Below are 22,064 nucleotides of genomic sequence, written 5' to 3' on the forward strand. Positions count from 1 at the left end.
GCGGCTTCATCCTCGGGACTCTTCGGATGCGTATGCAGGTAACCGTGATGCCCAATCTCGTGACCCCCGGCGACGATCTGCTCGACGACCGCCGGATAAGTCTCAGCACTGTGCCCCGGCACGAACCAGGTCGAAGGCAGACGCCGCTCGCCAAGCAGCTTCAAAATCCGTTCAGCGCCAACACGCCCAAACTCGCCCCGCGAGATCGCGCTCAACGAAGAAGCCCGAAATCCGCCGAGCCAAAGCGAGATCGCATCGAAATCAAAAGTAAGACAAACCGCGATTTTAGAATCCATCGTTACCACCTCGCCCGAGTGTGCTGAGGTCTCTGGAATCCCACTCCCGTTAAGTCACGGGAGTGGGGACCAGACGCGCGCGAGCGCGCGCCAGGCAGGTGAGGGTGCAGGGTCACTCGTACTCAGAGTCGCTGACGTAGCGATACACGCAGAACCCTCACCTGCCGAGCGCGCTGAGGCGCGCTCGACCTCCTCTCCCGTAACATAACGGGAGAGGGATTCCAGAGCGGCGCGTCGCGTAGCGACCAGTGAAAAAACGCCGCCGGCTGAGGGTCGCCCGGGAATCGTAGTGGCCCCCATTAGCGTCAACTTCGTGTCAATCGTACTTGGCCTTCCTCTGAATCCCTCTGCTGTTCCTAGGTGCATGTGCGGGAGACATGGGTAACAGGTGTGCGAGGACATAGGTAACACTGAAGCGGCATGCTGAACCTCGAAGAGGAGGTGAGCAGGATGCCGTCGCGGGAGGTTACCCGAGTGAGGATGCGTGAGGAGTTTGTGAAGATGGCGACAGGTGCTGCGCGTTCACAAACAGTTATGCCGGTGCGGCGAATCTCATGCCTTCATGCCCAGCGCCGCCCAGGTGCGATGCAGCACTGCCATCGGCTCGTCGGGCCAGCGCTCTTTCAGGATTCTTGCCAGCTCCGCGTCGAACTCCGCAACCTTGGCGGGCGCCATGCTCGCGCCGACTCCAGCGCTCGCGCGAATCCGGCCGCGCCACGCCTCGTGCGTGTAGGGCGCATCCAGATCAAATGAAAACGTCTCCAGGTTCCTGAAGCCCGCGACCGCCAGATCCTTCAGCCACCACGGATGCACGCCCATGCCGCCGCCGAGCGTCCAGCTCGGATTGAATTTCTCGATCAGCTTCTCGGTTGCATCGATCATATTGCCCGGCAGCGGAATCCAGTCGAAATGCGCGATGACGATCGCGCCGCCTGGCGCCAGCACGCGCATCGCCTCGGCCGCCGCCTTGGGCCGATCGAACCAATGCCAGCATTGACCGGCAGTTATCAGGTCGCAGCTCCCGGTCTCGAGCCCCGTCTCTTCGGCGGTCGCCTCGATATATTCAACGATGACGCCCGCCTCGCGATCGAGCCGCGCCGCTTCTTCCATCATCGCGGTCGAGCGATCGAGCCCCGTCACCTTCATTCCGCCGAGCGCGAGTCCGCGGGCGATCGTGCCGGTTCCCGTGCCGAGGTCGAGCGCGCTGCGTCCGCGTGCGATTAAACCGCGCAGCTCGAGCCGCTCGAAGAATTCCGGCGGGAAGCCCGCACGATGCTTGCCGTAGTCGCCGGCGGTCTTACCGAAATCCACGACTTTGCCCATCTCATTGACTGCTTTGATCTTGGGCTCGAAACCACGCTCCGCCATCAGCGTTCCTCCATGCGCATCAGAAGGAATGACTGCCAAATGGATACATCTTTACGGATGTTGACGCAACTTTATATGGCTGCAAGACGCTTGACCAGCCTACCCTCGCCATGGCGTCATCATTACGTGGCAGTTCGCAAGACCGAACCGGGTGGGATGCTCACCGCCGACGAAGCGGCCAAGCGTCTCGGCGTCAAGCTCGGCACATTGTACGCCTACGTCAGCCGAGGATGGCTGAAAAGCTACCGGCGCAAAGTCGGCAGGCAGGCGCTGTACCGCCGCGCTGATATCGAGGCGCTGCGCGGCCTCGTCACGACCGAGCGTGGACGCCGCGGCCGCAGTCTTCCTGCGGCTTCCACCTGGGTCACCGTCGCACAGCCCAAGGATGTCGAGCCAGGCGCGCCCGGAGTTATCGCGGCGGAGTCGGCGGTCAGCTCGATTCTCGACGGCAAACTCGCCTATCGCGGCTATCCAATCGAGGAAGTCATCGAGCACGCGTCGTTCGAGGAAGTATGCCTGCTGCTATGGAGCGGCGAGCGGCCCGTGCCCGAGGAGATCGCCGCTCTCCGGTCGGAGATCGCGGGCGCGAAGCTGCCCGCATCTGTCGCCGCCGCGCTGGCCGCCGTGGGCGACGATGCCGCGCCTGTCTTGCGCCTCACCGCGATGATGCCTGCGCTCGCAGCCTGGGATCGCCGGCAGCCGCCGCGGACGCGGATCGATCGGGCGAAACTGACTATCAGCTTGATGCCGCTCGCGTTGCTCCAGATGCAGGTCGATACTCCCGGCGCTGCAGGAATCGCGACGCGGTTGTTGCGCTCGGTCGCGGGAACCGCTGCCGAGGAGTTCGAGGTGCGCGCGCTCGATCGCATCCTGGTCGCATGCGCCGAGCATGAGTTCAACGTATCGACCTTCGCCGCGCGCGTGATCGCGAGTACGGGGGCGGACCTCTTCGCCTCCGTGCTGGCCGCGCTGTGCTCGCTCTCGGGCCCGCTCCACGGCGGCGCATGCGATCGAATCGAAGCGCTGTTTGCCGAGCTCGGCGAGGGCGCACGCGTCGAGGATTGCCTCGCGTCGTTCACGCGCGACCATCGCCTGCCGCCGGGCTTCGGCCACGCGATTTATCCCGAAGGCGATCCGCGCGCCGAGCTGCTCCGCGAGACCGCCCGCGCGATCGGCAAGCACAAGGGCGCGCGCCTGCTCGATACTGCGATCAAAGTCGAAGATGCCGTCTGGAAGCGCGAGCGTCTGCGCCCCAACCTCGATTACTACTTGACGGTATGCACGCGCATGCTGGGATTCGCGCGCGGCTTGCCCGCCGCGATCTTCGCCATCGGCCGCAGCGCAGGATGGATCGCGCACGGCCTCGAGCAATACGCCGACAACCGCCTCATCCGCCCGCGCATGCGCTACCGCGGCGCCCCGCTGCGGCACTGGGAGTGAAACATTGCGCAGGCGCAACAGATCGCGTCGGGGGATTCCTCCGCTCGACGGCGTGGCGCGTACCCGGATGATGAATGCGATGCTGGCCGGAATCATCATCGGCACGGGCCTGGGGTTCGGCGCGTTTGAGCTGGGATTCGTCAGCGCCGGGCGATTCGGACCTCTGACGCTGTTCCTCGGCGTGACTGGCGGTGTCGCGGGTGTTTTGCGCGAATACAATCAGCATCTGCTGCGCAACTCGCTTTGACGCGAGGCACCGTGAAGTCGTATTCATCTCATCGGGTGTATGCCGATGAAAGCTGTCGCTAAAACCCGTCCCGCTTACGGTGCTGAAATCCTTGACCTGCCCGAGCCACGGCCCAGCGAGGGCGAGCTGCTGGTTAAAATCGCCGCGTGCGGAATCTGCGGCTCCGATCTTCATCTGTATGAATGGGAACTCGGCGCCGATCGGATGGTCACGCGGATGCCTTTCGTCATGGGCCATGAGCCCTCCGGCGAGGTCGTCAGCGTCGGCCCGCGCGTGACCACGTTCAAGCCTGGTGACCGCGTCGCGCTCGACCCCTTCGGCCATTGCGGCCGATGCGGACCGTGCCTCGCGGGGCGCTTTCACCTCTGTTCGTCGCCGACGCATCTGTCGGGCGCGCTGGCGGATTTCACGATCGCGCCGACCGGCAACGCGCATCACATTCCCGACTCGATGAGTCTCGAAGTCGGCGCGCTGCTCGAAGTTTTCGGCACCGGTCTTCACGCTGTCGAGCAATCGTCGCTGAAACCGGGCGACAGCGCCGTAGTCGAAGGTCCCGGTCCGATCGGGCTCAGCGTGGCGCTCGCGGCGCGCGCTCTAGGGATCACGACGCTCGTGATCACCGGCCTCGACGTCGACAAGGATCGCCTCGCGCTCGCACGCGAGATGGGCTTCCGCACCGTATGCGCCAGCGATCGCGACTGGATCGAGCAGGTGCGCGCTCTGATGCCGAAAGACGGCGCCGACGCGGTGTTCGATGCCTGCGGGATGATCGATTCGCCGCGCGAGCTGGTGCGCCGCGGCGGCGAGCTGATCGAAATCGGCTGGCCGGCGCGCGATGTCACCTCGACCGAGCTGCGCGCGCTTTTCTTTCACGGCGTGAACATCATTAATTCGCGGGTGCGCACGCCTGAGACCTGGCGCCGCGCGATTGCGCTGGTCGCGAGCGGCAAGATCGATCTGACGCCGATGGTGACGCATCGCTTCGATATCAGCCACGGCATCGAGGCTTTCGAGCTGCTGCGCGCGCGTGGTGCGGTGAAGGCATTAGTCATTCCGAATAGGTAGTACATCAACGGTACGGCTTATCTTCAGGAGAGCCAGTCATGAAAAACGGATTCAAAGTAGTCGATACGGATACTCACTTGATGGAGCCCGACTTCGTATTCGAGAAGTTTATCGATGAGAAATACAAGTCGCAGGCGCCCAAGATGGGCGTGGCGCCGCAATCGGGCCGCCGCACCTTTCTGGTCGAGGGCGAGCCCTTCACGCGCGAGCATGGCAAGTATCCGATGGCGGCGCCTGCGTTCCTCGACTCAGTTCGCAAGGCCATGAGGCGTTTCGAGCGCGCGGCCAAGACTGGCTATAGCGCTGAAAGCCGCATCTGGGACATGGACGAGCAGGGCGTCGATGTGCAGATCGTTTATCCGACCGCCGCGGGCCAGATGCTCGGGCGCGAGTTCCATGATCCGAAGCTGCTCGCGGCGTGCTGCCGCGCCTACAACGACTGGAGCGCCGACTTTACCTCGAAGGCGGCAGACCGCATCAAGTGGGCCGCGATCCTGCCGATGCAGGACGTCGAAGAAGCGATCAGGGAAGCGCATCGCACGGCGAAAAACGGCGCGGTGAGTTTCTATGTTCGTCCGAATCCCGTCCGTGGCCGCACGATCTTCTGCGAGGAATACATGCCGCTCTGGACCGAGGTCGAAAAGCTCGGCAAGCCGATCTCGACGCACGATTCCGGCTCGGCGTCGGTCGAATCGTTCGGCGATCGCATGGATACTCACGTCACCGGACATATCCTGTCGCATCCGTTCGAGGCGATGGCCGCGATGGCGGGGCTTATCTGGTTTGGCGTCATCGAGCGCCTTCCGAAACTGCGCGTGGTGCAGGTCGAGGCCGATGGCGGATGGGTTCCCTACTGGCTGCAGCGGATGGAACAGCACTGGGATTTCAGCGGCAACGCGGAGCATGAATATTTGAAGCGGCGGCCGACTGAGTATTTCAAGACTAACTTTTTCGTCGCGTTTCGTGGCGACGAGCCGACGATGAAGGCGGCGATCGATATTATCGGCGATGATAACTTCGTCTGGGACACTGACTATCCGCATCCGGACGGTACGTTCCCGTGGGGCCTCGAAGCGATGGTCAAGCAGCAGATCAGCGATCAGAGCAAGCGCAAGATCCTGTGGGACAACGCAGTCCGCGCCTTCGGCTTGAATTGAGTAGTCCCTCGCCCAATTTTTCCGCTTCCCTCTCCCTGACCGGGGAGAGGGCTAGGGTGAGGGTATTCTGCTGATCGCTGAAGCCATTGCATGCGTGGGGCTTCCGACGTTGCACCTCTCCCTCACCCTCTCCCAGGATAAGGAGAGGGGACAGATTCCGCCGCGAGTTGTACGCGCTGTCTTGCAACGCTCGCCCGGTCAGGGAGAGGGATTTCGGTTTCGGAAAAGAGCAATTGCAAAATCGAAGTGAGAATACTTAGTGGATTTTGAATTTTCGCCTGAGCAGGAAGCGTTTCGCGCCGAGGTCCGCAAATGGATCGCCGCCAATCTGCCGCCCGAGCTATGCGTTGACGATGCCTCCGACGAACGGATCGCGCCCAATCGTGGAATCTTCGACAAGCGCCGCGCCTGGCAGGCGAAACTCAATCAAGCAGGCTACGCTGGGTTCTCATGGCCGAAGGAATACGGGGGGCGTGCCGCGAGCCTGATCGAACAGTTCATCTGGGACGAGGAATACAATAGCGCCCGCGCTCCAATCCTGCCGGGTTATTTTGGCGTGGGACTTTGCGGGCCGACGCTCATGCAATGCGGAACCGAGGAGCAGAAGAAACGCTTCCTGCCGCGAATACTCAGTGCCGACGACATCTGGTGCCAGGGCTACTCCGAGCCGGGAGCCGGCTCCGATCTCGCCGGACTGTCGACCCGCGCGTCCGACAAGGGCGATAACTTCGAAATCAACGGGCAGAAGGTGTGGACCTCGGGCGCGCAGTACGCCGACTGGATGTTCCTGCTGGCACGCACCGATCCCGATGCTCCCAAGCATCGCGGGATCTCCTACATCCTGCTCGACATGAAGAGCCCGGGGGTCAGCGTGCGTCCGCTGATCACGATGAACGGGCATGCGCATTTCAACGAAGTGTTCTTCGAGAATGTCCATGTGCCGAAAGAAAACCTCGTTGGCGAGATAAACGAAGGTTGGAAGGTCGCGATGACGACGCTCAGCTTCGAGCGCAGCTTCGCCGGCGGTGGCGGTCACGGCTCGCAGATAACTCGCCTCGCGCAGCTCGCGCGGATGGTCACGATCAACGGCAAACTCGCATGGGAGCAGAACTGGGTGCGCCAGCAGATCGCGCAATTCGCGATCGAAAACGAGGCGCAGAAGTATGCGCGCCTCAGATCGTTCACGCGCCAGTTGAAGGGGCTGCCGCCTGGGCCCGAAGGTTCGATGCTCAAGCTGTTCGGCTCGGAGCTGGGCGTGAGAATCGCGCGCTTCTCGACCGAGTTGCTGGGCGGCTACGGCCTTATCGGCGAGACCACCGGCACGGTTCCCGACGCGCCGCGATGGCTGAATCGCGTGCTGAGTTCGCGCCAGTACACGATCGCGGGCGGCACGAGTGAGATTCAGCGCAATATCATCGGCGAGCGCACGCTCGGATTGCCGAAGGGCTAATCCATCTTCAAGCCTGTTCTAATATTAGAGAATTGAGATTCGTTTTTTGGCTCTGGATCGATGGAGCCAATCGAAACGCGTCCTGTTTCCGATCGCGCCAATTTTTGGTCGCTTATATCCGGGCGCCGCGAATGAAGTGCGATCATTCCTCGGATAACTTAGTTCGTATTCCGCATAGCTAAGCCAATTTTTCCTTCTCTCCCAGCGCTTATCTGAAATGCGCTGACGTGAAGGGCATGGATGTTGCACAACGTCCCGGATGCCAAGTGTCGTCCGTTGTCTTGGACTGCGGCGGATATCGGTAGCGCACTGCGTCCGGCCGCCTGCTGAACCGATTTCAACTGAAGGGAGAATTAAGTGATTCGCAAAACGATAGTGCTGGGCTCGTTGACTGCGTTGGCAGCGCTTACCGTTGCGCCGTTCGCGTTCGCCGCCGACATGGCTGGCGCCAAGCAGAACTACGATACGTTCTGCGTAAAGTGCCACGGCGCCAATGGCAAGGGCGATGGGCCGGCGGCGGCGACGCTCAGCACCAAGCCGCGCGACTTCACCGATTGCGCGCGGATGTCGAAGATTTCCGACGATACGCTGTTCGGCGTGATCAAGAATGGCGGCGCCTCGGCCGGGCTCAGCAAGGACATGCAAGCCTGGAGCTCCGGCTTCGAAGACGATGAAATTCATGATCTCGTCACGTATGTAAGAACTTTCTGCAAGAAGTAGGGACGCGGAGTACGCAGATGATCGATGCGAAGCCGCGCGACCTGTGGTGGTTCCGGCGCAACGTGCCGTGCCTCGACGCGTGTCCCGTCAAGACCGACGCGGGGCGCTACGTGCAACTCGTCGCCGAAGGCCGCTTCGCCGAGGCCTATCGCGTGGCGCGCTCGCCAAATCCGATCGCCTCGATCTGCGGCCGCGCCTGTGGCGCGCCCTGCGAAGACGCATGCCGCCGCGGCAAGATCGACGCGCCGGTGACGATCCGCGCAATCAAGCGTTTCCTTACCGATCACTTCGGACCCGAATCGCTCTCGAGCAAGAGCATCCGCGAGATGATCGCGGGTCCCGATGGTGGTGGCAGCTTAACTCCCGGTCATCTTGAAGAGATGAACGCGAAGAATGGCGCGCGCAAGGTCGCCGTGGTCGGCGCGGGACCTGCGGGCCTCGCGTGCGCGCACGATCTCGCGACGATGGGTTATCGGGTGACCGTGTTCGAAGCGATGCCCCATCCGGGTGGGATGTTGCGTTACGGAATCCCGACTTATCGGCTGCCGCGCGACGTTATCGACGTGCAGGTCGGCGAGATCGAGGCGCTGGGCGTTGAATTTCATTACTCGACACCGCTGCGTGCGGGCTTCGGTATTCGCGAGCTCAAGGCCGACGGCTTCGAGGCGATCTTCCTCGCTGTCGGCGCCTCGCGCGGACGCGCCGTGCCGATCGAAGGTAGCGACACCGACGGTGTCATCAAAGCGATCGACTATCTGCTCAACATCAATCGCGGCTTTCGCGTCCCGCTCGGCGGCAAGGTCGTCGTGATCGGCGGTGGTCTGGTTGCGATCGACGCGGCGCGCACTGCCGTTCGCGCGATGATTCCCGGCCTCACGATGGCGGCCGAGGACGAAGCGCTGGTCGAAAGCGGCACGATGCGTGTCGCTCTCGATGCGGCGCGCGAGGCGCTGCGCCGCGGCGCTCTCGACGTGACAGTCGCGAGCCTCGAGTCCGAACCTGAGATGCCCGCGATGAAATCGGCGCAGGGCCGCGAGGAGATGGACATCGCGCGCGACGAGGGCGTGAGCTTCCTGCCGGGATGGGGTCCGAGACGCGTTGTCGCGCGCGATGGACGCGCGGTCGGTATCGAACTCGTGCGATGCGTCCGCGTGTTCGACGAATCAGGGCGCTTCCGGCCGCAGTTCGATGAAAACGATCGCCGCACGCTCGAAGCTGCGACGATCATCCTTGCGATCGGCCAGGCGCCCGATCTTTCTTTCGTCACGCCCGACGATGGCCTCGCGATCACTACCGCCGGCACGCTCAAGATCGATCCGGTGACGTTTGCGACCGACGTGGCGGGCGTATTTGCGGGCGGTGACTCGGCCTTTCCACCCTCTTTGCTCATCACCTGTGCGCAACACGGCAAGCTCGCCGCACGATCGATCGATGCGTACCTGAGCGGCGCTGCGATCGGCGAGCCGAGGATGCGAGTCACGGTCGAAGAACTTCCGACCGACTCCTATCAGATGGTCGAAAACTACGAGCTGAAGCATCGCGATATCCCGCTGCTTCCGCTCGCGCGGCGCAGTGGAATCACCGAAGTCGAAACCACCTTCACGGCGGCCGAGGCTCGCGAGCAAGCCGAGCGCTGCCTCTATTGCCATATCCATCCGATCTACGACGGCTCCAAGTGCATCCTGTGCAATCGATGCGTCGATATCTGCCCCGAGCATTGCCTGCATTTCGCGCTGAGCGACGAGGTTGCCGATCGCGAGCGCGTGTCGGGCGCGATGCCCGCCGCCGGCAGTGCGTTTCTCTACGACGAGGCCAAATGTATTCGCTGCGGCCTGTGCGCGATCCGCTGCCCCACCTCCGCAATCAAGATGGAGCGGTTTCAGTTCGAGGAAACCAGCAGTTAATGGACAACGATCGTCGCAGAATTCTGCGCTTTCTCGGCAAGGGGTCGGTGCTTGCCGCATTTGTCGCGCAGCTTGGCGCCGCGGGCCGGGCGTTTTTTCCGAACGTGCTTTATGAGCCGCCGAGCCGCTTCAAGCTCAAGCGGCCTGACGACTATCCCGACGGCTACACCTTCGACGCGGCCAATCGCCTGTTCGTGATTAAGCAAGGCCCGTCGTTCCACGTGATCTCCGCGATCTGCACGCATCTCGGATGCACTGTGCAATGGAAGGACACCGAGTTCGATTGTCCCTGCCATGGCAGCCGCTTTCGTCCTGACGGCACCGTGATCTCCGGCCCTGCGCCGCGCCCGCTCGAATGGCTCTCGACCATGCTTTCGCCCGACGGATTTTTGCAGGTCGATAGCGGCATCGAAGTTGCCCGCGGCTTCCAGCTCGTCGTCGGAAAAGGAAAGGCCTGAGCGTGATCGATTATCTGACCCGCCTGTGGCGCAAGGCTTCGTGGTCGTGGTCGCCCGAAAGTGACCGCGAGTCATCGGAGGCGATCGTGCGCAACCTGTGGTTGCATTGGTTTCCGGCCAAGGTTGCGCGGGCGAGTATCGATTGGAGCTATTCGTTCTGGCTCGGCACCGCGTCTGCCTCGCTCCTGCTGATTCTCACCGTGACAGGCGTGATGCTGATGTTCTTCTACGTGCCGTCAACCGAGCGCGCCTACGGAAGTATCAAGGATCTCGAATACGCCGTGAGCTTCGGCCGCCTCCTGCGCAATCAGCATCGATGGGCCGCCGAGGGGATGGTCGCCGTCGTGTTCCTGCACATGGCGCGGGTGTTTTTCACCGGAGCGTATCGCGGCTCGCGCGCCGCCAACTGGGTCGTCGGGATCGTGCTCTTCCTTGCGACGCTGTTGCTCTCGTTCACCGGCTATTTGCTGCCGTGGGATCAGCTTGCGTTCTGGGCGATCACCGTCGGCACCAGTATCGCCAAGCAGGCGCCGATGGTCGGTCCGACGATCCAGATGGCGCTGCTCGGTGGTCACGAAATCGGCCAGCAAACGCTGCTCCGGTTCTATGTGCTGCACGTGTTCTTCCTGCCGGCTTTCATCTGGATCATGTTCGCGTATCACATGTGGCGGGTGCGCAAGGATGGCGGCCTCGCCGCCGTTGAGCGCGTGCGCAATGAGCGCGCGATGGCTCCCAAAGCGACGCCCACGACCAAGAGCTATTCGCTGTTCGGCCTGACGCCCGGCACTTCGGTGCAGGTGATGAGCTCGACCGGGCTCGAGGAGCAGGACCAGGTATTTTCATCGCCCAACGTGACGCGGCGTCTCGCGCTGGTCTTTCTGATCGTTTTCAACGTGACGCTGGTCGCGGCGCTGCTCTTCGACGCTCCGCTGGAAGGCATCGCAAACCCTGCCGTGACGCCGAATCCCGCCAAGGCGCCCTGGTACTTCGTCTGGCTCCAGGAGCTGGTTGCCTCGACGACGGTTCATCTCGGTCCACTGGTAGTTAGCGGCGCGTTTCTCGGCGGCATCCTGATTCCCGGCTTTCTGCTGATTATCCTCACGCTGTGGCCGTGGCTCGATCGGACTCCGCTCACGTCGGAAGGGCGATGGTTCCCGCCGGCGCGCAAGCGGCAGAACGCGACCTTCCTCGCCGCCACCTTCGCGATTGTCGTCCTGATCATCATCGGCGTTTACCTGCGCGGTCCCTACTGGCACATCTACTGGCCCGGGCAGCCTCGCCCGACGGCGCCGCGGCTTTACTGAAATGGCGGAGCGAAAAGAATCAATCGAAGCGCGCGACTTCGGCTGGATGGTCGCGATGTCGTTCGTGTTCTTCGCGCTGGTCGCCTATGGCCTCTACCGCGAGTTCCGCACCGAATGGCGCCCGTACCAGACGCAGTTCGTCGCACTGCTCGGCCACTACGGGCATGCCGACGACGCGGCCAGCTTCCATCCGGGAATCCATCAAATCTGGAATCCCAAGATCGGCGTCACCGATCGATGCATCACGTGCCACTTGGGCTACGAATGGTCTTCGATATTACCCGCGACGATCGCGGAGCCGCTGACGCCGCATTCGACGAACGATTGGCTGGCCAAGCATGAGTTCGCGAAGTTCGGATGCACTCCCTGTCACGGCGGAGACGGCTGGGCGGTGACGGCCGAAGGCGCGCATATCGGCGGCAAAGGTTGGGAAGATCCGCTGCTGTCGTCAGCGCTCGCCGCAAGCAACGGACTGACGATGAACGAAATGATGCAGATGCGATGCAACTTCTGCCATCGTCACGACGCCGCGACACCCGGGATGGAGATGATCAACCTGGGCAAGCAGCTCTACAAAAAGAAGAAGTGTGTGCTCTGCCACGTCGTGGAAGGGCGCGGCGGCTCAACCGGTCCAGAGCTCACGTACTTCGGCGATAAAAATCCTGAGCTGCTGAACTTCGCCTACGTCACCGGGCCGCGCACGATGTTCAACTGGAATGTGCAGCACGTGACGCACGCCGGAGTCGTTTCGCCGAAAACCCAGATGCCGGATTTCAACTTTGAGCCGCAACAGGCGCGCGCTCTCACGCTCCTGCTGCTGAGCTGGCGCCGACTGAGCTATCCTGCTGAATACATTCCCGATCCGGATGCTGCCGTCGCCGCGATGGCAACGCCGAGTCCGTCGCCAGCGGCAACGCCGTCAGCGGCGCCGTCGCCGGTCGGGGCGCACTAGAATTTCTCTTTGAAGGGCCGCACTTCGAGTTCCATCGTCCAGGCGCTGCGATGTTGATGTGCGAGGTGCCAGTAAGTCTCGGCGATCGCGGCGGGCTCGAGCATGTCTTCGGGCTTGAGCCCGGGGATCTTGCGCGTGGGGATGTCGATGGCGCCATCGACGTTGATCCAGGCGACGTGAATGCCTTTGGGGCCGAGATCGCGCGCGAGCGATTGCGCGAGCCCGCGCATCGCGAATTTTCCCGGTCCGAATGAAATCGATTTCGGCCCGGCCTTCACCCCGGCGGTTGCGCCCGTGAACAGCATCACACCGCGGCCATTCCCGACCATGTCGGGAGCGCACTCCCGCGCACATACGAACGCGCCGAAAGCGTTGGTGCGCCAGCTTTCCTCGAATTGTTCGGGCGTGACCTCGGCGATCGTTCCCCACGCTCCGCCGCCGGCGTTGTAGAGTAGTACATCAGGCGCGCCGAGCTCAGCGCGGATTTTCTTGAAGGCAGCTTCGACCTGGTCGCGCTTGCCGATATCGGCCGGCAGCTCGAGCACGGTTGCGCCGGTTCGGCGAATCTCCTCCGCCAGCGAGTGGAGATATTCCGCGCGCCGCGCGAGGATCGCGATCGCATATTCGCTCGCAAAGCGCCGCGCCAGCGCCGCTCCGAGCCCCGGGCCGACTCCCGTTATCACTGCGACTTTCTTTTTTGTCTCAGCCATGAATCTGACCTCGCCTGCGAACTGACTATTGGACTTTCGGCATCGCGCCGTAAGTATTCAATCGCACCAGCCCCGGGGTCAGCGGCATCTTCGGCGGTACCGGATAATCGCCGGGCGTGCGTGGCCATACGAGCGGTGTTAACTGACTGTCAATCAAATCCCCCACCTTGATTCCAGGCCGATCGACGCAGGGGTGGAGATGGGCTGTCGTCCGGCGCGCACCGTCACGAAAATAGATCATCGTATGCACGCGGCGCATGCGATCGGTGCGATTCGGTCCCGCCATGTGCACTGTCAGGCCGTGATGGAACGCGACCGCGCCGCGTGGAACCTCGACGTAAACCGGCGCGATGCCGCTAACGGCGGGTTCCTCGAGGATTTTCACCTTCTCATCCGCCGTGAAGATATTGACGAATTTCTTGAGTCCCGCGCGATGCGAGCCGCGAAGGTAGCCCATGCATCCCGCGGCGCGCGTCGAACCGTCGAATGGAATCCAGGCGGTGAGCGTTTCAAGCACGTCCATCGGCCAGTAAGGATGGTCCTGATGCGGCTCGGTGTAGCGTCCGCCGGAGGCCTTGTACAACGCCTGGTCATGCCAGAGCCGCAGCCTTGGTTCGCCGATCAGCGCCGCGGCAACCTCTGATATGAGAGGATGAAAAGTGAGAGGAAGGACCTCGGGATTGTCCTCCCAGAGATTCATGCACTGCGTAAACGATTGCTCGTAGAGCGACTTTTCTTCCAGCGGCCGATGATCATCGCGGCCGCGCATGGCAACGGCGCGATCGACGGCGGCGCCGAATCGTTCCAGCTCGGCCGGAGTCAGCAGATTGCAGACCACGACAAAGCCGTCGCGCCGGAATTGCTCGATCAATTCGCCGCTTATCGATGATTTGACCGTCATCAGCTTAGCCGCGGCGAGCGGCGAGCGGTTTGGGACCGATGAAATTGCCTTTGCCGGGACTTGCCGCCGTCAAAGCGATCGCCGCGCTCGCGAGCGCGCGCAGATCCTGTTTCGCGCCGTCTGCGAGCTGGCCGTCCACGAAATCCGCCGAGCTCAGATAAACGCTGGTTGGCAATACGAGCGCGCCGAACCAGGCGAGCACGTCGCGCAGATGCCAGTCGGCGCCGAGAAAGTGATGATTGGTCGCGCCCATCGCTACGATCGCGACCGGCTTGCCGCCGAGCGATTCGATCGGCAGATGGTCGAGCAGATTTTTCAGTGCGCCCGTGTACGAGCCGCGATATACCGGGGTCGCCAGAATGACTGCATCGGCGTCGAGGGCACTGCGAACAATTGATGCAGTATCATCATTGTATTGCTCGGGCGGACGGCCGTCGGCGAAGGCGACGCGCTTTTCGCCGAGGTTTATCAATTGAGTATTGAGGTCCGGGCGCGATTCCCGCGCGTCATCGATTAGCCATTTCGTCGCACTGACTAGTCGACCCGGCGGCGTCACGCTTCCAACGATCGCAACCAGATTCATCGCAACTTACACCTGTCCTGCTGCGTTGCGAGGCGCGTCGGCCTGCGCGTCGCGGCGCGCGATCTCGCGCCGCACGATCGGAATCAACTCGCGGCCGTAGTCGATCGCGTCTTCGAGCGGATCGAAGCCGCGGATGAGAAAAGTCGTGACCCCCAGGTCGTGATACTTGAGCATCGACTCGGCGACCTGTTCCGGCGTGCCGACCAGCGCCGTGGTATTACCGCGCGCGCCGGTGGCCGCTGCGACCGCCGTCCAAAGGCGAGTATCGAGCACCTCGCCCTGCGCCGCGGCTTCGAGCAATCGCTGCGATCCCACGGCCTGCGGCGCCTTTTTCCCGGACCCGAGCATCGCCTGGCCGCGAATCTCGCGAATCCTTTCGATGATCTGTCGGGCGCGCATCCATGCCGCTTCTTCGGTCGAAGCCAGAACAGGACGGGTCGAGAGACTGAAGCGCACGCTCCGTCCATAGCGGGCGGCCGACGCGCGCACGCGTGCGATCGTTTTCGCCGCCTCCGCAAGCGGCTCGCCCCACAGCGCGTATACGTCGGCATGCTTTCCCGCGATCGCCAGTGCCGCGTCCGATGAGCCGCCGAAGTAAATCGGGATGTGCGGTTTCTGAAGCGGCTTCACGTCGGAATAGGATCGGCGGAACTTGTAGAAGCGGCCCTCGTGATCGACGGGTTTATCCGCCGTCCAGATGCGGCGCAGGATTTCGACGTACTCGTCGGTGCGCGCGTAGCGCTCGTCGTGCGAGGTGTAGTCGCCGTCCCTGGCCTGATCGTCGTCGTCGCCGCCCGAGATTATATGCACCGCGAGGCGCCCGCCGCTGAAATGATCGAGCGTCGCGAGCTTGCGCGCCGCCAGAGTGGGCGCGACGAATCCTGGCCGATGCGCGAGCATCAGGCCGAGCTTTTGCGTGACGAATGCCGCATAAGATGCGACGACGAATCCGTCGGCAGCATTCGAGAAATAGCCAATCAGGATGCGATCGAAGTCGGATTGCTCGTGCGCCTGACAAAAGCGCCGCACGTAGTCGATGTCTATCGCGGGGCCTTTGGGCGGATGAATCTCCGAGGCCGCCTGCGTGCCAATCATGCCGATGAATTCCACGCTCATGGGCCGCTCTCCCGTGCGCTCGGCCGAGCCGCTCGCATCCACGGAGAATCTACTTCCTGACGCAGCGCCGCACCAGTCAATTTGAAGCACGTCGTCAAGTTGCGTCAGGCGCTCAAGGAATGGCATACGGCTGATGCCGCGTTGAGGACGGCGTCGATATGACTGAGCATTTGAAATTTCGCAGCGCTGACGGGCTGAGCCTGGTCGGCGATGTTTACGGACCGGCCGATGGACCGGCGGCGCTGTTGCTTCATGGATTCGGACAGACGCGGCAATCGTGGGGAGAAACCGCATCGAAGCTTGGCGGCCAGGGATGGCGCGCATATGCCATCGATCAGCGCGGGCACGGCGACAGCGAGAGATCTCCCAACGCCGCGTATGACTACGTCAATTATGCTGCCGATGTTGTCGCGCTGTGCGAGGCGGTGGGTGGGCAGCCGCTTCTCATCGGCGCGTCGATGGGCGGTGTGGCCGCGCTCGTTGCGCAAGGAACTGCGGAGGCGCAGCTTTATCGCGGCCTCGTGCTCGTGGATATCACCCCTGATATCGACATGGACGGTGCGCGCCGGATCCTTTCCTTCATGTCGGCGAATCCTGACGGCTATGCAAATCTCGAAGATGCTGCCGAGGCGATTTCGGCGTATCGAGGTGGACGCGGAAAGCCCTCGCCGCGGGGGCTGACCCGAGTACTGCGGCAGGGTGAAGACGGAAGGTGGCGTTGGCATTGGGATCCGCGCGCACTCGATGCGCGCAAAATCTGGCTGTCCGATCCCGACGCGGCGCTGGCGCATCGCGAGCAGATGCGAACCGCGATGACCTCCGGTGTACAGAACCTCGTCGCGCCGACGATGCTGGTACGCGGCGGCAGCAGCGACGTGGTAACGATCGAGGCGGCGCGGGCGCTGATCGAGATGCTGCCGCATGCGCAGTTCGTCGACGTTGCCGACGCCACGCACATGGTCGCCGGCGATCGTAACGACGTCTTCAGCGCCGCGGTGCTCGAGTTCGCGTCACCGCTGATTACCGGAAGGTAAGCGCAACTCCTGTCGGCGATGGATCATGGAGGCGGTGGAGGGCCTGGAGGCGAACCGGCCGGCGGCGGTGGAAATCCGAAAAGACCGGCCATGAAGCCGCGCATTCCGCCGCCCGGTCCGCCGGGACCGCGCAGGTGAAGGGGAGTGCCGCGAAAGCATCCGACTGTGTACGGATACTCGCGCGTCAGCACGTAGTGATAAATCGAGCGCCGCTCGCCGTTCCATTCCACCTCGCTCGTGCGGCCGTGGCATTCGTCGAGGTCGGCGTCGGTTAACTCGCGACCGTGCGCATCGTACATGCTGTAGATGCCGAAGCCATCGAGCGCGTAGCCAATCAGCTTTTCGTGCTGCGTCTCGTCGGGCAGACAGGGACTCGGGCCGTGGTAATGATACTGGCCCTGTTGTTGGGGATGGCCGCCACAGACGTCCTGCACCTCATGTGCGACCGCGTCGCGCCCGGCGGCGTCGAGGGCGTTGAAAATCGCGACGCCATTTAGTGCAACGCCGATCATGCCCATCGGCACGCACGATGGTGACTCGGCGAGGGTGGGATTCATCGGCAACTTCAGTGCGATGTTCTGTGAGCTTATCGAGTTTGGATTGCGATCGAACCGAAAAGCGGGATCGTCGAAACCGACTGGAAAGATGCCCGTGGACGTTTCGACCGGCAGACCGTTGCCGGTGATGATGCGCGATACGACGCGCTCGTTTGCGTCGGTCGTGATCTCGAATTGCGCCTGCGGCCAGGTGATTTGTCCCTGCACGGCGGGCTTCTCGGTCAGGTCCCACGTATCGCCGTGGATCCACGGGCCGGACCCCCGCGCGCCGCCGCCGCGGAACTCTGTCATGCACGACATCACGTAACCGCGCTGCGGGTAGCTGCTGATCCTGCCATCGCCGAGCGGAAGCGCATGGATGTTCAAGACATCGGTTTGTTCGCGCGTGGTGGCGAAGGCCGCCGCACCGGCGAGCAGAGATGACACAACGAGGATCGCGGCGCCAAGACTAAGAGTTTCGAGAATTTTGACCCGGGATGGTTGTCGATTCATGAGCTCAAGTTCGAAGGCCTCTCATCCTGAAACTGACGTTTGCCGGCGATGAATAATTCGTTTTGCGATTCGATCGGAGCGCGATAGATTTCGGCTCAACTCGCACTGCGGAAGAATACGTATGAAATTCGGAATCGGTTTCGCTACTTCTGGAGCTTTCAGCCAGCCTGACCTGCTGGCGCATCTTGCCACCAACGCCGAGCGATGCGGCTTCGAGTCGCTGTGGAGCGTCGAGCACGTCGCGATACCGGTGAAGCACCTGCCGTATCCCGGCAGCAAGGACGGCTCGATGCCGGGTGGCGACGACGTTGCGATACCGGATCCATTGATTCCGCTCGCGTACGTGGCGGCGATTACGAAGACGATCAAGCTTGCCACGGGAGTCCTGATCCTGCCGCAGCGTCATCCGATCTACACGGCCAAGGAAGTCGCGACCGTCGATTTGCTCTCGGGCGGGCGCGCGATATTGGGTATCGGCAGCGGATGGATGAAAGAGGAATTCGACTCGCTCGGGATTGATTTTCACAAGCGCGGCGCGATGACCGACGAAGCGATCCAGGCCCTGCGCATCCTGTGGCGCGAGGGTGCCGCGGCCTTCGAGGGGAAACATTTCAAGTTTGGCCCGCTGCATTCGAATCCGAAGCCGGTGAACAGGAATGTTCCGATTCACGTCGGAGGTCATTCGAGCGCCGCGGCAAAGCGGGCAGGGCGCTATGGCGACGGCTTTTTCCCGACCGTGATGAATCCGGAGAAGCTCAAGGAGCTTTTCGCGCTCGTGCGCGCCGAAGCGCAGAGGGCCGGCCGCAATCCCGACACCATCGAGTTTTCATGCATGGCGAGATCATTGAAGCCGGACGACCTGAAGGCGCTCGCCGACATCGGAGTTGCTCGCGTCGTTACAACTCCGCCAGGGACGAAGCCCGAAGTAGTCACTCGCTGGCTCGAGAAATTGCAGGAGGAAACAATCTCGCGCTCGTAGGCGGAGCGGCTGTCGCACCTTGCGCGACAGCGTCCTCACTTTAGATTCCGGACGATGCTGTTCTCGGTATCGGATATGCTTTTCAACAGATTCGACAAATTCGATTGCCATATCGCCTTGCTCCTTCGCTGACGGATGATAAGAGATCGCGGCGAAACTCTCATGGCGCAATCATCGACAATTTCATTTCGATGATCTAAAAACCCAAGAGGAGACAGAAGCTATGATTCCTCGCGGCATCATTTCGTCAGACGGCCACGTGTGCGAGCCCCCTAATTGCTACATCGACTATATCGATCCGAAGTTTCGTGATCGCGCTCCGCAGGTCCTGCCCCAGCCCGACGGTACGGAAGCTTTTGTCGTTCCCGGCATGAAGCGTCCAATCGCGCTCGGATTCATCGACGGCGCCGGCTTCAGCATCAGGGATCGCGTCGAACGTGCGAAACGTCTCAAGTTTTCAGATGTCCGCGAGGGTGCCTACGGCGGCAAGGCGCGGCTCCCATACATGGACAAAGACGGTATTGCAGCCGAGGTTGTCTATGCCTCAGTCGGCATGGGCCTCTGCATGCATCGCGATGCCGAGTACAAGGACGCCTGCATGAAAGCCTACAACAGATGGCTGCAGGCGATGTGCAGCGAAGCGCCGGAGCGCGTCCTCGGCCTCGCGCAGACGGCGGTGCTGAGCGTGGATAGCGCGATCGAGGATTTCAGGCGCGCGAAAGAAATGGGCTTCGTCGGGATGATGATGCCGGGCCATCCGATCTACGAGGACTACGACCATCGCGACTACGATGCGCTTTGGGAATGCGCGAGCGACCTCGGTCTGCCAATTTGCTTTCATATCCTGACCTCGCGGGAGGGCAGCCTGGCGATGCCGCATCGCGGGCACGAGATGAACAACTTCCTCGGCATTATCCGCGCGGTGCAGGATGTCGTCGGTCTGATGGTTCTCGGCGGAGTTTTCGAGCGCCATCCGAAACTGAAATTGGTATGCGCGGAGGGCGACGCGGGCTGGATGCCGCATTACATGTATCGCATGGACCACGCCGCCAAGTTCAATGCGGAGAATGGACTGATTAAAGGCCTGTCAAAGCTGCCGAGTGAGTATATCAAGTCGAACGTCTGGATGACCTTCCAGGATGATTTGACGGCCTTTAATTCTTTGCATCAGATGCCATATACGCAGCTTCTGTGGGCGAGCGATTTTCCGCATACCGACTCGACGTGGCCACGCTCGCAGCAGTTACTCGCGGAACACACGGCGCATCTGACAGAACAACAGCGCCAGGCGATCATGCGCGAGAATGCGGCGAAGCTTTTCAACCTGCCTGCGGGTCACGAGTCGTGGCGCATGTACGATCAGGCTGCTTAGGTGCTGGGAGCGGCGTCAGGAGGCGAGGATCGTCCCGAGATCCTCGCACTGATGGTCTTCATCGAACTGCTCGGCATGCCGCACAATCGTATCGATGACCGATAAGGCGCGGCCGTCGGCGCGACCGATTTGAGGCGCGATAATTCCGTCGTCGTCGCAGGTCATCGCGGGCAGATCGCGCGGAAATCGAAGCGCCCGCGTTGTTTTGCAGATCGACTCGACCTCAGCCGCAATTGACGCGAAAAGCCGTGCGCCGAATTCGCTGAATTCCGCGTAGCGGCGAAGCTGCGAAACTGCGATTGCCAGTTGATACGCCGTGCGCAGGATCTGGTCGCGCGCGGCGTCGAGCAACTCGCCTTTAGCCTGACGTGCCTCGAAAACGGCAAACCACAAGCGCCAGAGCGGAATGTAAACATAGAGGCCGTGAAACAGTCCGTGCAGCGGCCGCAGATCGTTGCGCCACGGCGAATAGAATCTCCCCGCCGTGGCTCGATTGTCTTCGAGGTTGGCAAAGAACGCGCCCTGCTCTTCGATGAAGAAGAGCCGGTTGTGATAGAACTCGTGAACGAATGCATCCGCCATCCAATACTCATTTGGGACGACAGTACACACGAAGCTCCCCGGCAGATCCGAGTGACTAATGTTCGTATAATCACCGATGCCAGGCGGCTTGAGTGCGATGGTTCTCATCAAGGATCGAAAATGCCGGAATGAGTCAGGCACGTATCTGTTGATGAGCTGCAACGACGCCTCGGCGAGTTGCAGCTGGCGCCGCTCAAAGTCGGGAGTCACCTCGAGCAGCGGCCCGCCCACGGCGAGTCCGGGAAGGTTGAACATCTCAGGCCGGAGCGGAAGTTCGTAGCCCGCTACTCTGGCGACTGGCGCTTCGCGACAGATCGCGGCGCCCTCGTCGCTACCAGTCAAAGCGAGAGAAGCTGATTTGCCATTCGATTCGTATTTTATCGAAGCTCGGTCGAAGCCCGTGATCGTGAGGCGGTCACTTCCGGCGATGACCAAATTCGTCGCCGGAATCGCAAAAGGCAATTGCACTTCTAGGGGTGCGCGGAAATGGATCTCCTGAACTGACAGTATAGCGAGTGCGAGAACATATCGTTTGAAATCGCCCAGGTGCGCAATTAGTGCGGCAAGCGGATCTCCCTTCGCGCCGCGGTCTCTCGCGCTGGCTTCGGCGAGAGGCGAGAGGGGACCCGGCGCAAGACAGTTGCCGAGGAATTCATAGCCGAGCCGAGTCCAGAAATAGGCAGTCGGATCGGACCACACGCGCGTGAAAAGGCCGGCGTCGAAGCCCGCGGCTCGATCAAACAGCGCGAGGAATTCATCACCATCGCGCCCGATGGGTTTCCGCTCCTGCAACACCCCGCGCATCGCGACGAGCGCATTCGCACTCTTCAGGTATCGGCGCTGATAAATGTCGAAATCGTTCCACAGCAGGTCGGAGATGTTCATTCCGCTCGTCCGTCAGGCTCAATGTCGGAGATTCAGTGTTGCAGCGTTGTTCCGGAAGTGAAAGAGGGCGCGCGCATCGGCATCGCGGGACGGCAGCTCGAAGACGCTCTTTCACAACGACCCACGAATCAGGTAAGCAAAGCCTTCTGCCGCTGTTAGCGGAATATCGCTCCGGCAGATTTCTCCGAGTCGTCGATGGATTCCAGCACTGTAGTTAGTCTGTTCGCGGCCGCGGTGCGATACCGATCGCTGCTGAAGTCCCAATATTGGGACGCAAGCGTGCTTCATTCGTATCAGGCTGAGCGGGTTGGCAAGATCCTGGAGACTGTTGCGCTGATACCATTTTACAAGACACGTCTGGGAAACCGGCCGCGCCCGATCGATCTCGAAGCGCTTCCCGTTCTAAAGCGTCACGAGCTTGCGCAGTTGAACGAATCGGTTCGGGCTCTGCACGCGCCTGACACAAAGTACATGCGGTCGCGATCTTCTGGA

The 22,064-nt window shown here is 61.9% G+C and carries 22 protein-coding genes; 14 read left to right on the forward strand and 8 right to left on the reverse strand.

Translation table 11 applies throughout. The features are described from left to right. Positions 1-296 (reverse strand): polysaccharide deacetylase family protein (locus VMA09_17475; protein HUA35404.1); only part of this gene is annotated, 296 nt, incomplete at its 3' end. Between the two features lie 552 nt (positions 297-848). Further along, on the reverse strand, positions 849-1,664 hold the full coding sequence (locus VMA09_17480) for a class I SAM-dependent methyltransferase (GenBank protein HUA35405.1): 816 nt from the start codon (positions 1,662-1,664) through the stop codon (positions 849-851). Between the two features lie 126 nt (positions 1,665-1,790). Between VMA09_17480 and VMA09_17485 the strand changes: the two genes are divergently transcribed. The 10 genes from VMA09_17485 (at position 1,791) to VMA09_17530 (ending at position 12,361) form a co-directional block, all read left to right on the forward strand. Then, on the forward strand, positions 1,791-3,104 hold the full coding sequence (locus VMA09_17485; protein ID HUA35406.1) for a citrate/2-methylcitrate synthase: 1,314 nt from the start codon (positions 1,791-1,793) through the stop codon (positions 3,102-3,104). 4 nt (positions 3,105-3,108) lie between these two features. Beyond that, on the forward strand, positions 3,109-3,351 hold the full coding sequence (locus VMA09_17490; protein ID HUA35407.1) for a hypothetical protein: 243 nt from the start codon (positions 3,109-3,111) through the stop codon (positions 3,349-3,351). Positions 3,352-3,396: 45 nt separating this feature from the next. Continuing rightward, positions 3,397-4,416, forward strand: coding sequence for an alcohol dehydrogenase catalytic domain-containing protein (locus VMA09_17495; GenBank protein ID HUA35408.1), 1,020 nt, complete (start codon positions 3,397-3,399; stop codon positions 4,414-4,416). 38 nt (positions 4,417-4,454) lie between these two features. Then, complete coding sequence (locus tag VMA09_17500; protein HUA35409.1) at positions 4,455-5,573, forward strand: amidohydrolase family protein; 1,119 nt, start codon at positions 4,455-4,457, stop codon at positions 5,571-5,573. A gap of 259 nt (positions 5,574-5,832) precedes the next feature. Next, on the forward strand, positions 5,833-7,023 hold the full coding sequence (locus tag VMA09_17505; protein ID HUA35410.1) for an acyl-CoA dehydrogenase: 1,191 nt from the start codon (positions 5,833-5,835) through the stop codon (positions 7,021-7,023). 357 nt (positions 7,024-7,380) lie between these two features. After that, positions 7,381-7,743: a cytochrome c gene (locus VMA09_17510; protein ID HUA35411.1), complete on the forward strand. Its 363-nt coding sequence runs from the start codon at positions 7,381-7,383 to the stop codon at positions 7,741-7,743. A 17-nt stretch (positions 7,744-7,760) separates the two neighbouring features. Further along, entirely contained in the window at positions 7,761-9,647 is a 1,887-nt protein-coding gene (locus VMA09_17515; GenBank protein HUA35412.1) for an FAD-dependent oxidoreductase, read from the forward strand. Beyond that, positions 9,647-10,105: a Rieske 2Fe-2S domain-containing protein gene (locus VMA09_17520; protein HUA35413.1), complete on the forward strand. Its 459-nt coding sequence runs from the start codon at positions 9,647-9,649 to the stop codon at positions 10,103-10,105. The genes VMA09_17515 and VMA09_17520 overlap by 1 nt, the downstream gene beginning before the upstream one ends. A 2-nt stretch (positions 10,106-10,107) precedes the next feature. Continuing rightward, positions 10,108-11,409, forward strand: a complete 1,302-nt coding sequence (locus VMA09_17525; GenBank protein ID HUA35414.1) for a cytochrome b N-terminal domain-containing protein — start codon at positions 10,108-10,110, stop codon at positions 11,407-11,409. Between the two features lies 1 nt (position 11,410). Continuing rightward, a complete protein-coding gene (locus VMA09_17530; GenBank protein HUA35415.1) occupies positions 11,411-12,361 on the forward strand; it encodes a c-type cytochrome in 951 nt (316 codons plus the stop codon). Here the strand turns inward: VMA09_17530 and VMA09_17535 are convergent. Genes VMA09_17535 through VMA09_17550 form a run of 4 tightly spaced genes read right to left on the reverse strand, consistent with a single transcriptional unit; the run spans position 12,358 to position 15,671 of the window. Continuing rightward, positions 12,358-13,071 (reverse strand): SDR family NAD(P)-dependent oxidoreductase, encoded by a 714-nt coding sequence (locus VMA09_17535; protein HUA35416.1) that lies wholly within the window; start codon positions 13,069-13,071, stop codon positions 12,358-12,360. The two genes, VMA09_17530 and VMA09_17535, sit on opposite strands and share 4 nt — an antisense overlap. Before the next feature lie 25 nt (positions 13,072-13,096). Continuing rightward, positions 13,097-13,972: a phytanoyl-CoA dioxygenase family protein gene (locus VMA09_17540; GenBank protein HUA35417.1), complete on the reverse strand. Its 876-nt coding sequence runs from the start codon at positions 13,970-13,972 to the stop codon at positions 13,097-13,099. A 4-nt stretch (positions 13,973-13,976) separates the two neighbouring features. Beyond that, positions 13,977-14,555 carry an NADPH-dependent FMN reductase gene (locus VMA09_17545; protein ID HUA35418.1) on the reverse strand — a complete coding sequence of 193 codons (579 nt, stop codon included), beginning with the start codon at positions 14,553-14,555 and terminating at the stop codon, positions 13,977-13,979. A gap of 6 nt (positions 14,556-14,561) precedes the next feature. After that, entirely contained in the window at positions 14,562-15,671 is a 1,110-nt protein-coding gene (locus VMA09_17550; GenBank protein HUA35419.1) for an LLM class flavin-dependent oxidoreductase, read from the reverse strand. A gap of 158 nt (positions 15,672-15,829) precedes the next feature. Between VMA09_17550 and VMA09_17555 the strand changes: the two genes are divergently transcribed. Continuing rightward, positions 15,830-16,705 (forward strand): alpha/beta hydrolase, encoded by an 876-nt coding sequence (locus tag VMA09_17555; protein HUA35420.1) that lies wholly within the window; start codon positions 15,830-15,832, stop codon positions 16,703-16,705. 23 nt (positions 16,706-16,728) lie between these two features. Here VMA09_17555 and VMA09_17560 read toward each other — a convergent pair whose 3' ends face one another. After that, a complete protein-coding gene (locus tag VMA09_17560) occupies positions 16,729-17,754 on the reverse strand; it encodes a YHYH protein (protein HUA35421.1) in 1,026 nt (341 codons plus the stop codon). A gap of 121 nt (positions 17,755-17,875) precedes the next feature. Between VMA09_17560 and VMA09_17565 the strand changes: the two genes are divergently transcribed. Next, positions 17,876-18,733, forward strand: a complete 858-nt coding sequence (locus VMA09_17565; GenBank protein HUA35422.1) for an LLM class F420-dependent oxidoreductase — start codon at positions 17,876-17,878, stop codon at positions 18,731-18,733. A 223-nt stretch (positions 18,734-18,956) separates the two neighbouring features. Then, entirely contained in the window at positions 18,957-20,105 is a 1,149-nt protein-coding gene (locus VMA09_17570) for an amidohydrolase family protein (protein HUA35423.1), read from the forward strand. Between the two features lie 15 nt (positions 20,106-20,120). Here VMA09_17570 and VMA09_17575 read toward each other — a convergent pair whose 3' ends face one another. Continuing rightward, the gene (locus tag VMA09_17575) at positions 20,121-21,572 is read right to left on the reverse strand and encodes an HEXXH motif-containing putative peptide modification protein (GenBank protein HUA35424.1); all 1,452 of its coding nucleotides are present in this window, start codon (positions 21,570-21,572) and stop codon (positions 20,121-20,123) included. Positions 21,573-21,767: 195 nt separating this feature from the next. On the opposite strand from VMA09_17575, the gene VMA09_17580 reads away from it, so the two are divergent. Further along, positions 21,768-22,064: hypothetical protein (locus VMA09_17580; protein HUA35425.1), on the forward strand; the 297-nt coding region annotated here is incomplete at its 3' end.

The organism is Candidatus Binataceae bacterium (assembly GCA_035508495.1).
Lineage (GTDB): Bacteria > Desulfobacterota > Binatia > Binatales > Binataceae > JASHPB01.